A 13,708-nucleotide genomic window follows, 5' to 3' on the forward strand; every position below is an offset into this window, starting at 1 on the left:
GTCAGACCCGGCCGGGTGCCTCCGCCTGAGCGGGGGTTCCCGGCGGGACGGGCAGGCGCCGTACGCCGCTCGCGGAGAGCAGGCCCGCGGCGAGCGCCACTGAACCCGCGACCGCGAAGCACCAGCCCAGCGACAGCGGGCCGACCAGCAGGCCCACGCCCGCCGCGCCCGCCGAACTCCCGGCGTTCACGGCGGTGTTGACCCAGGCGCCCGCCTGGGTACGGAAGCCGGGTGGTGCCGCCTCGTCCGCGATCAGGTAGGACGTGGTCAGTGCCGGGGCCACGAAGAAGCCGGCGCAGGCCACCGCGACGGTCAGGGTACCGAGGCCCGGCGCCAGTCCGGCGGCGAGCAGGGCGAGCCCCACGCCGCCGGCCATCAGCGGCAGCCGCGCCTTCGCGGACGTACGCCAGTTGACGGCTCCGTTCAGCAGCCCGCCCAGCGCGCTGCCCGCGGAGAGGGCGGCGAGGACCCAGGCCACCACGTCGTCCCCGTGCTGGCGCTGCTCGGCGAAGGCCATGACCAGCAGGTCGAGGGCTCCGAGCGCCAGCCCGACGCCCGCCGCGACGACGACGGGCTGCGCGAGGGCACGACCGCCGCCCAACCGGGCTCGTGAGCGCTTGGCCCGCACGGCAGCGGGCCGTACGCCCGCCACCACCGGTGACAGGACGAACCCGAGGGTCCCGGTCCACACCAGCACGGCACTGAGCGCGACGGCGGCGGCCGGGGGCGCGAACTGCACCACCCCGCCCACCAGCAGTGGTCCGGAGACGAAGAGGATCTCCTCCGCCACGCCGTCCAGGCTGTACGCCCGTTGCAACAGCAGCCGGTCCTCGACGACTTCGCCCCAGACTGCGCGCATCGTGGGGCCGAGTGGGGGTGTGCAGGCGCCCGCCGCCACGGCGAGCGCGCCGATGACCACCGGCGGTGCTTCCGGGCGCCAGGCGGTCGCCGCGAAGGCTCCGAGCAGCGTCGCGTAGAGCGAGGCCATGGGGAGGAGGGCACGGCGGGGGCCGTACCGGTCGATCAGGGCCGCCCTCGCGGGCGACAGGAAGACGCTCATGGCGCCGAACAGCGCCAGGACCGTGCCTGCCACGGCGTACGACCCGGTCGCCCGGGTCACTGTCAGCAGCATGGCCACGGAGACCATGCCGTACGACAGTCTGCCGACGAGGGCTGTGGTGAAGGTGCGGCGGGTGTGGGGGATGCGGAGGACGGCGGCGTACGAAGGCCGCCGCGAAGGTGACGCGGGCATGTGAGTGTTCCTCGGCGAGAGGGCGGAAGGGGGCGCCTGGGTGCCGCGGAGGTCGCGGCTTGGGCGGGCCCTATGCCATGAGGAGGAACATGCGGCCTAACTTAACAGCGGGTGCGGGGGGTTGAGGAGGGTTTTTTCGCCCCCTCCGCCCCTACCCATTCCCGTCACTTGGAGGCTCCGCCCCCAAACCCCCGCTCCTCAAACGCCGGAGAGGCTAGAGGTTTTCAGCCCGTCCGGCGTTTGAAAACCCCCAGACCTCAGCCCTCCCGCAACCCCTCCACCAGCGAATCCGCCGCCCGGTAGGGATCCAGCTCTCCCGCCACGATCCGCTCTGCGAGCGCGCTGAGGCGGCGGTCCCCGTGGAGGTCGCCGATGCGTTGGCGCAGGGCCGTCACGGCGATCGTCTCGACCTCCTTGGAGGCCCGGGCACGGCGCCGCTCGATGAGCACCCCGTGCTCCTCCATCCACGCCCGGTGCTTCTCCAGCGCCTCGACGACCTCGTCGATCCCCTCGCCCCGCGCGGCGACGGTCTTGACGATCGGCGGGCGCCAGTCACCGGGGCCACGGGACTCGCCGAGGCCGAGCATGTGGTTCAGTTCGCGGGCGGTGGCGTCGGCCCCGTCCCGGTCGGCCTTGTTGACGACGTACAGGTCGCCGATCTCCAGGATTCCGGCCTTGGCCGCCTGGATGCCGTCACCCATGCCGGGTGCGAGGAGCACCACGGACGTGTCGGCCTGGGACGCGATCTCGACCTCGGACTGGCCGACGCCGACCGTCTCGACCAGGATCACGTCACAGCCCGCGGCGTCCAGGACACGGATCGCCTGGGGTGCCGACCAGGCGAGTCCGCCGAGGTGGCCCCGGGTCGCCATGGAGCGGATGTACACCCCGGGGTCGGAGGCGTGCTCGGACATCCGCACGCGGTCGCCGAGCAGCGCGCCTCCGGAGAACGGCGAGGACGGGTCGACGGCGAGGACGCCGACCCGCCTGCCCTGCTTGCGGTACGCGGTCACGAGCGCCGACGTGGCCGTCGACTTGCCCACGCCCGGCGACCCCGTGAGGCCGACGACGTACGCGTTCCCGGCGAGCGGTGCCAACGCCGCCATCACCTCGCGAAGCTGCTCGGACGCTCCCTCCACCAGGGAGATCAGCCTGGCCACGGCTCGCGGCCGGCCTTCTCTGGCCTGGGCCACCAGCGAGGCGACGTCCTCCATCACAGCTCCGTTCACTAAGGGTGGGCGAAAAGGGCGAAGGCGAAAAGCGTGTGTCAGCTCTTGGGTACCCGCACGATCAGCGCGTCACCCTGCCCGCCGCCACCGCACAGCGCGGCGGCGCCCACTCCACCGCCCCGCCGCTTCAGTTCGAGGGCGAGGTGCAGGACGAGCCGCGCGCCGGACATCCCGATCGGGTGACCCAGGGCAATGGCTCCGCCGTTGACGTTCACCTTGTCGGTGGACACCCCGAGGTCCTTCATTGACTGCACGGCGACCGCCGCGAAGGCCTCGTTGATCTCGATCAGGTCGAGGTCCGAGACGTCCAGGCCCTCCTTCTTCAGGGCGTGCAGGATGGCGTTGGAGGGCTGCGACTGGAGGGAGTTGTCCGGCCCTGCGACGTTCCCGTGGGCGCCGATCTCGGCGATCCACTCAAGGCCCAGCTCCAGCGCCTTCGCCTTGCTCATGACGACGACGGCGGCGGCGCCGTCCGAGATCTGGGACGAGGTGCCGGCGGTGATCGTGCCGTCCTTGGTGAAGGCCGGGCGCAGCTTGCCCAGCGACTCCACCGTCGTCTCGGCGCGGATGCCCTCGTCCTCGCTGAAGACGACGGGCTCGCCCTTGCGCTGCGGAATCTCCACCGGCGTGATCTCCGCCGCGAAGATGCCGTCCTTCTGGGCGGCGGCCGCGCGCTGGTGCGAGAGGGCCGCCACCGCGTCCTGTTCGGGGCGGACGATGCCGAGCCGGGTGTTGTGCTTCTCCGTCGACTCACCCATGGCGACGTTCTCGAAGGCGTCGGTGAGGCCGTCGTACGCCATGGCGTCGAGCATCTCGATCGCGCCGTACTTGTAGCCGTCGCGGGACTTCGGGAGGAGGTGGGGCGCGTTCGTCATGGATTCCTGGCCGCCCGCGACGACGATCTCGAACTCACCTGCACGGATGAGCTGGTCGGCGAGTGCGATGGCGTCGAGGCCCGAGAGGCACACCTTGTTGATGGTGAGCGCCGGGACGCTCATCGGGATGCCCGCCTTGACCGCGGCCTGGCGTGCCGGGATCTGCCCTGCCCCGGCCTGGAGCACCTGGCCCATGATCACGTACTGCACCTGGTCGCCGCCGATACCCGCACGGTCGAGGGCGGCCTTGATCGCGAAGCCACCGAGGTCTGCCCCGGAAAAGGACTTCAGCGAGCCCAGCAACCGTCCCATGGGCGTACGGGCGCCCGCGACGATCACCGAGGTACTGCTGTTCGTTCCTGACATGAGGTGCGATCCCCTTTCAGCTGCACAGCTGAGGAGTGAACGAGGGTTTACTTTGAATGTACTGAGCGGTAGGCCACCCGTCATCCGGCGTGGAGTGTGATCGCGCGCACGTTGCGTAACCGCCTCAGGAGCGCTGCACTGACTCCATGCTGACGCGAATCGACCACATTGGGATCGCCTGTTTCGACCTCGACAAGACCGTCGAGTTCTACCGGGCCACGTACGGCTTCGAGGTCTTCCACTCCGAGGTCAACGAGGAGCAGGGTGTCCGGGAGGCCATGATCAGGATCAACGGGACCTCCGACGGCGGTGCTTCCTACCTCCAGCTGCTCGAACCCACCCGTGAGGACTCCACCGTCGCGAAGTGGCTGGCGAAGAACGGTGAGGGCGTCCACCACATCGCTTTCGGCACCGCGGACGTGGACGCCGATGCGGCCGACATCAAGGACAAGGGCGTACGCGTGCTGTACGACGAGCCGCGGACCGGGTCGATGGGCTCCCGGATCACGTTCCTGCATCCAAAGGATTGCCATGGCGTCCTGACAGAACTGGTGACTTCGGCGCCTGTTGAGTCACCTGAGCACTGACCCTCGTACATATGGGCCGGTAGGGTTGGGGACGGCCGCCGCCTCAGCGGGGCGGTCCGGGTCCTTCTCATGGGGATTCGAGGGCCGGGGTCCAGGTTTTCGGGGGACAGGCGGGACGAGCGTCGGGGCAGCGGCCCATGCTCCGCCGGTGATCTGACACCATTCCCCGGGGGCACCGTTCGGCGGATGGACGGAGCTCGTTTGGAGAGACTTGCGACCAGGGGACGGATGGGACCGCGCAGTGCGGGGCTACGAACGCCAGGAGCGAGAGCCGGCGGCTGACGTCGACCACCTCTCTCGGTTCGAGGCCGAGATGGAGCGGCTGAAGACCGAGCGGGAGAAGGCCGTCCAGCACGCCGAGGACCTCGGCTATCAAGTCGAGGTGCTGCGCGCCAAGCTGCACGAGGCGCGCCGCAGTCTGGCGACCCGGCCTGCCTATGACGGCGGTGACCTCGGCTACCAGGCCGAGCAGCTCCTTCGTAATGCGCAGAGCCAGGCCGACCAGTTGCGCGCGGACGCCGAGCGCGAGATGAGCCAGGCCCGCGCGCAGACCCAGCGCATCCTCCAGGAGCACGCCGAGCAGGCCGCCCGCCTCCAGGCGGAGCTGCACCAGGAGGCGGTCACCCGCCGCCAGCAGCTGGACCAGGAGCTGGGCGAGCGCCGGCAGACCGTCGAGTCGCACGTCAACGAGAACGTGGCGTGGGCGGAGCAGCTGCGCTCCCGCACCGAGCAGCAGGCCCGCCGGCTTCTGGAGGAGTCGCGTACCGAGGCCGACCAGGCGCTGGCCGCGGCCCGTGCGGAGGCCGAGCGGGTCGCCGCCGAGGCCCGCCAGCGGCTGAACGCCGACGCCGAGTCGGCCCGTGCCGAGGCCGAGGCGCTGCTGCGCCGGGCCCGCACGGACGCCGAGCGGCTGCTGAACGCGGCGTCCACCCAGGCCCAGGAGGCCACCGACCACGCCGAGCAGCTGCGCAGCTCCACGGCGACCGAGTCGGACTCCGCCCGCCGTCAGGCCACCGAGCTGAGCCGGACCGCCGAGCAGCGCGCGGCCGAGGCGGAGGCGGCGCTGCGCGAGGCGCGGGCCGAGGCGGAGAAGACCGTCGCCGAGGCGAAGGAGGCCGCGGCCAAGGCCCTGGCCACCGCCGAGTCGACGAACGAGCAGCGCACCCGGACGGCGAAGGAGCAGGTCGCCCGGCTGGTCAACGAGGCCAGTCAGGAGGCCGAGACCACCAAGGCGGACGCCGAGCAGGTCGTCGCGGAGGCCAAGGCCAAGGCCGAGAAGATCGTCGCGGAGGCCGAGGAGAACGCGCGCAGTCTCACCGCCGAGGAGACCGCGTCCCAGCTCGCCAAGGCGGCCCGTACCGCCGAGGACGTCCTGAACAGGGCGTCCGAGGAAGCCAAGTCGACCACCAAGGCCGCCACCGAGGAGGCCGAGCGGATCCGCAGCAAGGCCGAGGCCGAGGCGGACCGGCTGCGTGCCGAGGCGCACGACATCGCCGAGCAGCTCAAGGGCACGGCGAAGGACGACACCAAGGAGTACCGCGCCAAGACGGTCGAGCTCCAGGAGGAGGCGCGCCGGCTGCGCGGCGAGGCCGAGCAGCTGCGCGGCGACGCCAACGCCGAGGGCGAGCGGATCCGCAGCGAGGCCAGGCGCGAGGCCGTCCAGCAGATCGAGGAGGCGGCCAAGACCGCCGAGGAGCTGCTCGCCAAGGCCAAGGCGGACGCCGACGAGCAGCGGTCGGTCGCCACGACCGACAGCCAGCGGGTGCGCACCGAGGCCATCGAGCGCGCCACGACCTTGCGCCGGCAGGCCGAGGAGACCCTGGAACGCACCCGCACGGAGGCCGAGCGGCACCGGACGGAGGCCGAGGAGCAGGCCGAGGGCGTCAAGGCGGACGCCGAGCGGGCCGCTCAGGCGTTGCGCGAGGAGACCGAGCGGGCCATAGCGGCCCGCCGCGAGGAGGCCGCCGAGGGGCTGGCCCGGCTGCACACCGAGGCCGAGCAGCGGGTCACCTCGGCGGAGCAGGCGCTGGGCGAGGCCCGCGCGGAGGCCGAGCGGCTGCGCCGTGAGGCCGCGGAGGAGACGGACCGGCTGCGTTCGGAGTCCGCCGAGCGGATCCGTACGCTCCAGGCACAGGCCGAGGCGGAGGCCGAGCGGCTGCGCGACGAGGCCGCGGCGGACGCGTCCACGTCTCGGGCCGAGGGCGAGAACATCGCCGTACGACTGCGTTCGGACGCCGCGGCGGAGGCCGAGCGGCTGAAGTCGGAGGCGCAGGACAGCGCGGACCGGGTACGGGCGGAGGCACAGGCCGCGGCCGAGCGGCTGGCGGTCGAGGCCGCCGAGGCGCTGGCCGCCGCGCAGGAGGAGTCCCAGCGGCGGCGCCGCGAGGCCGAGGAGCTGCTCGGTTCGGCGCGCCAGGAGGCCGACCAGGAGCGCGAGCGGGCCCGCGAGCAGAGCGAGGAACTGCTCGCTTCCGCTCGCAAGCGGGTGGAGGAGGCCCAGGCCGAGGCCGTACGGCTGGTCGAGGAGGCCGACCGGCGCGCGACCGAGATGGTCTCGAACGCCGAGCAGACCGCGCAGCAGGTGCGCGACTCGGTCGCCGGGCTGCACGAGCAGGCTCAGGAGGAGATCACCGGTCTCAGGTCCGCCGCCGAGCATGCGGCGGACCGGGTACGGACCGAGGCACAGGCGGAGGCCGACCGGGTCCGCGCCGACGCCTACGCGGAGCGCGAGCGGGCCAGCGAGGACGCGGGCCGTGTGCGGCGGGAGGCGTCCGAGTCGTCGGAGGCCGCCAAGTCGCTGGCGGAGCACACGGTTTCGGAGGCGATCGCCGAATCCGAGCGACTGCGTTCGGAGGCCGCCGAGCACTCCCAGCGCGTCCGCACCGAGGCGTCCGACGCCATCGCCAACGCCGAGCAGGACGCCTCACGTACGCGGGGCGAGGCTCGCGAGGACGCGAACCGGATCCGTTCGGACGCCGCCACGCAGGCGGACACGCTGATCAACGAGGCGCGGTCCGAGGCGGAGCGGCTCACGGTGGAGACGAACGCCGAGGCCGAGCGGGTCCGCGCGGAATCGGTGGCCAAGGCCGAGCACCTCATCTCGGACGCGACCGGGGACGCGGAGCGGCTGCGCGCCGAGGCCGCGGCGACGGTCGGCTCCGCGCAGCAGCACAGCGAGCGGGTCCGCGCCGAGGCGGAGCGCCTCAAGGCCGAGGCGGAGGCGGAGGCGGAGCGGGTCACGTCGGCCGCGCGCGAAGAGGCGGAGCGGACGACGGACGAGGCACGCAAGGAGGCCAACAAGCGGCGCTCCGAGGCGGCCGAGCAGGTCGACACGCTCATCTCGGAGACGGCGTCGGAGGCCGACAAGCTGCTCTCGGAGTCCCAGCAGACCGCGCAGAAGACCACGGCGGACGCCGAGGAGCAGGCCGACAGCATGGTCGGCGCGGCCCGCAGCGAAGCGGAGCGGCTGGTCTCCGAGGCGACGATCGAGGGCAACTCCCGGGTGGAGCGGGCCCGTACGGACGCCGACGAGCTGTTGGTCGGCGCGCGCCGGGACGCGACCGCGATCAGGGAGCGTGCGGAGGAGCTGCGCGACCGGATCACCACCGAGATCGAGTCGCTGCACGCGCGGGCCCGCCACGAGTCGGCCGAGACGATGCGGGCGGCGGGCGACCGGTGCGACGCGCTCATCAAGGCCGCCGAGGAGTCCCTCGCCAAGGCCGAGGCGAAGGCCAAGGACCTGGTGTCGGAGGCCAATTCCGAGGCGAGCAAGGTGCGGATCGCCGCCGTACGCAAGGCGGAGGGGCTCCTCAAGGAGGCCGAGCAGAAGAAGAACTCGCTCGTCGCCGAGGCTCAGAAGATCAAGGCCGACGCCGAGCAGGAGGCGCGGCGCACGGTCGAGGAGGGCAAGCGCGAGCTCGAAGTGCTGGTGCGGCGGCGGGCGGACATCAATGCGGAGATCTCCCGTGTCCAGGACGTGCTGGAGGCGTTGGAATCCTTTGAGGCCCCGTCGGGCAACAAGGACGGTGCCGTCAAGGCAGGGGCTGCCGCCGGTGCGACTCGTTCGGGTGGCAAGACGTCAGAGGGCTAGCCATAGGCGTCGATTCCATGCTTTGTAGGGACCTTTGACACCGGGTCTGGCAAGCGCTCCGACGGGTAGCCACCCAAAAGGAGTGTCATTCTCCAGATCAAACACGTATCCGCTCGATGACACACCGCTTTGACCCCTAGGATTCCCCCTATCACCTCACCGGTCTCATTCGACAGGAACCCCATGAGCGACACTTCCCCCTACGGCTTCGAGCTTGTGCGGCGTGGGTACGACCGCGCTCAGGTGGACGAACGCATTTCGAAGCTCGTCTCCGACCGTGACAGCGCTCTGGCCCGTATCACTGCTCTTGAAAAGCGCATCGAGGAGCTCCACCTCGAAACGCAGAACGCCCAGGCCCAGGTCAGCGACGCAGAGCCGTCGTACGCCGGTCTCGGCGCGCGTGTCGAGAAGATCCTCCGCCTCGCCGAGGAGGAGGCGAAGGATCTGCGAGAGGAGGCCCGGCGCGCTTCCGAGCAGCACCGCGAGCTCGCCGAGTCGGCGGCCCAGCAGGTCCGCAACGACGCAGAATCGTTCGCTGCAGACCGCAAGGCCAAGGCGGAGGACGAGGGCGTCCGGATCCTTGAGAAGGCCAAGGGCGACGCCTCGCAGCTGCGTCAGGAGGCGACGAAGGACGCACAGTCCAAGCGCGAGGAGGCGGACGCCCTCTTCGAGGAGACCCGTGCGAAGGCCGCCCAGGCCGCCGCCGACTTCGAGACGAACCTCGCCAAGCGGCGCGAGCAGTCCGAGCGTGACCTGGCTTCCCGTCAGGCCAAGGCCGAGAAGCGTCTCGCGGAGATCGAGCACCGCGCGGAGCAGCTCCGCCTGGAGGCGGAGAAGCTGCGCACGGACGCCGAGCGCCGCGCCCGCCAGACGGTGGAGACGGCGCAGCGCCAGGCCGAGGACATCGTGGCCGACGCGAACGCCAAGGCCGACCGCATCCGCTCGGAATCCGAGCGCGAGCTGGCGGCTCTGACGAACCGCCGCGACTCGATCAACGCCCAGCTCACGAACGTCCGCGAGATGCTCGCGACGCTCACGGGCGCCGCGGTGGCTGCCGCCACCTCGCCGGCCGATGACGAGCCGATCTCGCGTGGGGTCCCGGCTCAGCAGTCCCGGTAGTTCCCGGCATCCCGGCAGTTGCTCGTACGACGACGGCCCGCACTCCCGAGACTGAGGATGCGGGCCGTCGTCGTACCCGCACCCACATCCCGGCAGCGCGGGCCGTCGTCGTACCCGCACCGACGCGCCGGCCGGGGATCGGTGAACATGCGGCAAAGACCCGCTCGCCCAAGTGGCACTGCGGCAACGCCCGTCTTAGCGTGGCCGCATGATCGAGCTCGAGGGGCTGACCAAGCGGTACGGCGACAAGGTGGCGGTCAACAACCTCACCTTCGCCGTCAGACCGGGGATCGTGACGGGCTTCCTCGGCCCCAACGGCGCCGGCAAGTCCACGACCATGCGGATGATGCTCGGGCTCGACCGGCCCACCGCGGGCGATGTGCGGATCGACGGGCAGCACTACGACGGCCTCAAGGAACCGCTGAAGTACATCGGCGCCCTCCTCGACGCCAAGGCCATGCACGGCGGCCGCAGCGCCTTCAACCACCTTCTCTGCCTCGCGCAGAGCAACGGCATCCCCAAGGCGCGGGTCCACGAGGTCCTCGACACGGTCGGGCTGACCGCCGTCGCCAGGAAGAAGGCCAAGGGGTTCTCGCTCGGCATGGGCCAGCGGCTCGGTATCGCGGGCGCACTGCTCGGCGACCCGCGGATCCTGATGTTCGACGAGCCGGTCAACGGGCTCGACCCCGAGGGCATCCACTGGATCCGCAACCTCATGAAGTCCCTCGCGGCACAGGGCCGTACGGTCTTCGTGTCGAGTCACCTGATGAGCGAGATGGCGCTGACCGCCGACCACCTGGTCGTCATCGGCCAGGGCCGGCTGCTCGCCGACACCTCCATGGCGGACTTCATCCAGCAGAACTCACGGTCGTACGTCCGGATCCGCACTCCCCAGCGCGAGCGCTTCCTCGACCTGCTGCACGGCGCCGGAATCACCGTCGTCGAGACGGGCGGCGGCACGCTGGAGGTGGACGGCTCCAAGCCGGAGCACCTCGGGGAGCTGGCCGCACAGCACCAGATCGTGCTGCACGAACTCAGTCCCCAACGGGCATCCCTGGAAGAGGCGTTCATGCAGCTGACCGCGGAGTCGGTGGAGTACCACGCCCACTCGGACACCCCGCACCCGGACGCCGCTCTCCTGGACGCTCCGCACCTGGGAACCCCGCCACCACCCCAGCAGCAATGGGGCGACGACTGGAAGAGGGGCTGACCATGGCGGCGACGCAGGTCCTCCAGTCCGAGTGGACCAAGATCCGCTCGGTCGCATCCACCGTCTGGACGCTCGGTCTCGCCGCGGTCGTCACGATCGCCCTCGGCGTTCTGATCTCGCTCCTGTCGAAGAACGACTTCGACAATCTGAGCGAGAACGACAAGCTGTCCTTCGACCCGACCTTCATCAGCTTCGCGGGCATGAGTCTCGGTCAGCTCGCGATGATCGTGTTCGGGGTGCTCGTCGTCTCGAACGAGTACAGCACCGGCATGATCCGCACCTCACTCGCGGCCGTCCCGCGGCGCGGCACATTCCTCTTCAGCAAGATCGCGGTGGCGACGGTCCTCTCCTTCGTCGTCGGCATCATCACCAGCTTCGTCGCCTTCTTCCTCGGCCAGGCGATGCTCGGCTCGCACAAGGCGTCGATCGGCGATCCCGGCGTACTGCGCGCCGTCATCGGCGGCGGCCTCTACATGACACTCATCGCCGTCTTCTCGATGGGCGTCGCGACGATGCTGCGCAGCCCGATGCTCTCCCTCGGCATCCTGATGCCGTTCTTCTTCCTGATCTCCAACATCCTCGGCAACGTCTCCGCCACCAAGAAGATCGGCCAGTACCTCCCCGACCAGGCCGGCAGCAAGATCATGCAGGTCGTGACCCCGATCGACGACGACACTCCGTACGGCCCCTGGGGCGGCCTCGCGATCATGGTGGCGTGGGTGGCGGTGGCCGTCATCGGGGGGTATGTCCTGCTCAAGAAGCGGGACGCGTAGGGCTCGCGCCTTCCGGGCCGGACGGACGCACGGGGTCCTCGGCGTCCGGGCCGGACGGATGCACGGCGCCCTCGGCATCCGGGCGGGAGGGCCCCAAGGAGTTCTGGCCATCCGGCCGGGACTCCAGCACCCCGTCGAAGTCCGTCCACCCCTCCCAGCGCCACACGTCCTTGTCCAGGTCCGGCTGGAGCGGCACGAAGCGGCCGAGTTCGAAGTCGCCGCCCGCCAGGTCGAACCAGCGCTCGTCGGCGACCTCGGTACCCAGACCCACGGTCCGCGCCGTCAGCCGCACGAGCAGCTTCACGCCGTACGACCCGGACAGGTCCTTGCCCTGGATGTGCCGGAACGGCAGCTCGGCCACCGGCGCGTCCACCGGTATCCACACGGTGAAGGGCGCCCCGCGCTCGACCGCCAGCCAGGACCGCTCCTCGGCGAGTTCCCCGTTCGCGTCCAGCACCTTCAGCCACTGCTTGTAGATGACCAGGCTGCCGTCGTGCGGCGACCGCTCCAGATAGCGCAGGTGGACACGGGCCCGCAGGTCCACCACCGAGAGGTTGTCGAAGCGGTTGTAGAAGCGGACGGCGATGATCGCGTCCTCGCTGTCCGCGTGGTCCCGCGAGTAGCCGGGAAAGTCGGCGGTCCAGGCCTGCGAGACGCTGGCCCGCCGCCGCCAGACGAACGGCCGCAGCGCGAACAGCTTGATGAGCACGATCCCGAGGAGTACCGCGGGCACCATCGCCCCGGTGACCGAGGCGAGTGTGGCGAGCAGTTGGTGCGCGGTGCTGTCCACCTCGGGTTCGAGGTTGTCGGTCCCGACGCAGGCGCGCAGCACCGTGAGGCTGAGGTCGAAGAGCCGCTCCTTGTCCGAGAAGCGATCCGCCATCGACCGCGGCGAGTGCTCCGTCACCGTCCACAGCGCCGCGACGGCGACGGAAAGGCCGGCCAGCGCACCCAGCGTCATCAGGAGCAGGGCGTGGACGGTGCGTCCGGCGATCCACCAGCGAACAGACGTACGGAAGCGCGGATGCGTCCGGTCGCGCCCCGCCCGCCCCCAGCGGCGCTGCCCACTTCTCAACAAGCTCAACTCACATACCCCGTAACAGACTTCGTCCCCACTCGTACAATGAGACGGCATGATTCCCGGTGTCCGTTCCGGCCAACCCCATTCAGGTGGGCGAGACCTGGGCCCGTCCCGGGTAGACCTCGCGTGGAAAGCTGTGCCTGTATCGCGCGACCACCCCCGAAGGGCGTCACCGTGACGACGAAGGACCGAAGCCTCCGAGCGCTGGGCCTGGACGACGTCCCCGCCAAGCAGCCGCTCACATATCCGGGCCGCCCCACCACCGAACCGTCCCTGCTGACCGGGGGCGAGCTGCTCCATCTCGGCGTACGGCCGCTGCGGCTCGGCGAGTGGTACGTGGAGGAGCGGGAGGAGTCACAACGCCTCGACGAGGCCCTCGCCGGCCTCGGCCAGGTCGCCACCGGGCGCCGCCACCCGGTCATCGCCGTCGGCTCGAACGCCTCCCCCGGCCAGGTCGCCCACAAACTCACCCGGCTGGGCATTCCGGCGACCGTGCCGATGGTGCCGGTAGGGGTGCGCGGCATCGGCGTCGGCTGCTCCGGGCACATCAGCCCCGCGGGATACGTGGCGGGAACGCCGTACGTCGACCGGGACGCGTCGGCCACGCTCGTCGTCACCTGGCTGGACTCGACGCAGCTCAAGGCGGTGGACGACACCGAGTTCCCGGACTACCGGCGGGCGATACTCCCGGGCGACGCCTTCGAGATGACCATGCCGTCCGGGGAACGGCTCGGCGCCGCGTACATCTACTTCAGCGCACACGGCGTGCTCGCCGACCCGGTGACCGGCCGGCCTCGCCCCGGCGGCGGCGACCAGTCCGCGCTGCTGGCGGCGCTGCTCGCCGACTCCGCCCGGCTGCGTGAGCTGCTCGGGCCCGACCCGGCGACGTGGGTCCGGCGCGCCGGAGCCGACCCTTCCCTGCGCGAGCAGGGCACGCTGCTCTTCGGCAAGGAGGGCTGGGTGCTTCCGCAGACCGACTTCCTGCCGTACGTCGACGAATCGGCCGAGCTGCGGCTGTACGACGACCTGCCGCCGCTGCACGACTCGCTTCCGTAGCGGTTCTGATCAGTCGGTGACGCGGGCCCGGCGCTTCCTTCGCAACCGGCCCGATCCATTCCGTTTCAGC

At 71.0% G+C, this 13,708-nt stretch carries 10 protein-coding genes; 6 read left to right on the forward strand and 4 right to left on the reverse strand.

Going from position 1 to position 13,708, the window contains the following annotated elements; genetic code table 11:
* Position 1: 1 nt before the first annotated feature.
* The 3 genes from ACIPC1_RS07125 to ACIPC1_RS07135 all read right to left on the reverse strand — a co-directional run bounded on the left by ACIPC1_RS07125 (position 2) and on the right by ACIPC1_RS07135 (position 3,722).
* Entirely contained in the window at positions 2–1,252 is a 1,251-nt protein-coding gene (locus ACIPC1_RS07125; protein WP_402514045.1) for an MFS transporter, read from the reverse strand.
* Between the two features lie 257 nt (positions 1,253–1,509).
* Positions 1,510–2,466: a methylmalonyl Co-A mutase-associated GTPase MeaB gene (gene meaB, locus ACIPC1_RS07130; RefSeq protein ID WP_402514047.1), complete on the reverse strand. Its 957-nt coding sequence runs from the start codon at positions 2,464–2,466 to the stop codon at positions 1,510–1,512.
* Between the two features lie 53 nt (positions 2,467–2,519).
* Positions 2,520–3,722 carry an acetyl-CoA C-acetyltransferase gene (locus ACIPC1_RS07135; protein ID WP_402514049.1) on the reverse strand — a complete coding sequence of 401 codons (1,203 nt, stop codon included), beginning with the start codon at positions 3,720–3,722 and terminating at the stop codon, positions 2,520–2,522.
* A gap of 146 nt (positions 3,723–3,868) precedes the next feature.
* Here ACIPC1_RS07135 and mce point away from each other — a divergent pair, with 146 nt between their 5' ends.
* From mce to ACIPC1_RS07160, 5 genes are all read left to right on the forward strand, one after another.
* Positions 3,869–4,309 (forward strand): methylmalonyl-CoA epimerase, encoded by a 441-nt coding sequence (gene mce / locus ACIPC1_RS07140; protein ID WP_402514051.1) that lies wholly within the window; start codon positions 3,869–3,871, stop codon positions 4,307–4,309.
* 241 nt (positions 4,310–4,550) lie between these two features.
* A complete protein-coding gene (gene scy, locus ACIPC1_RS07145) occupies positions 4,551–8,399 on the forward strand; it encodes a polarized growth protein Scy (RefSeq protein WP_402514053.1) in 3,849 nt (1,282 codons plus the stop codon).
* A 183-nt stretch (positions 8,400–8,582) separates the two neighbouring features.
* Entirely contained in the window at positions 8,583–9,518 is a 936-nt protein-coding gene (locus ACIPC1_RS07150) for a cellulose-binding protein (protein ID WP_384390060.1), read from the forward strand.
* Positions 9,519–9,726: 208 nt separating this feature from the next.
* On the forward strand, positions 9,727–10,728 hold the full coding sequence (locus ACIPC1_RS07155) for an ABC transporter ATP-binding protein (RefSeq protein WP_402514055.1): 1,002 nt from the start codon (positions 9,727–9,729) through the stop codon (positions 10,726–10,728).
* A 2-nt stretch (positions 10,729–10,730) separates the two neighbouring features.
* Positions 10,731–11,501 (forward strand): ABC transporter permease, encoded by a 771-nt coding sequence (locus ACIPC1_RS07160; protein WP_402514058.1) that lies wholly within the window; start codon positions 10,731–10,733, stop codon positions 11,499–11,501.
* Here the strand turns inward: ACIPC1_RS07160 and ACIPC1_RS07165 are convergent.
* Positions 11,482–12,585 carry a hypothetical protein gene (locus ACIPC1_RS07165; protein ID WP_402514060.1) on the reverse strand — a complete coding sequence of 368 codons (1,104 nt, stop codon included), beginning with the start codon at positions 12,583–12,585 and terminating at the stop codon, positions 11,482–11,484. The two genes, ACIPC1_RS07160 and ACIPC1_RS07165, sit on opposite strands and share 20 nt — an antisense overlap.
* A gap of 171 nt (positions 12,586–12,756) precedes the next feature.
* On the opposite strand from ACIPC1_RS07165, the gene ACIPC1_RS07170 reads away from it, so the two are divergent.
* A complete protein-coding gene (locus tag ACIPC1_RS07170; RefSeq protein WP_402514062.1) occupies positions 12,757–13,638 on the forward strand; it encodes a hypothetical protein in 882 nt (293 codons plus the stop codon).
* Positions 13,639–13,708 lie beyond the last annotated feature (70 nt).

Source organism: Streptomyces sp. NPDC087263 (assembly GCF_044744645.1).
Lineage (GTDB): Bacteria > Actinomycetota > Actinomycetes > Streptomycetales > Streptomycetaceae > Streptomyces.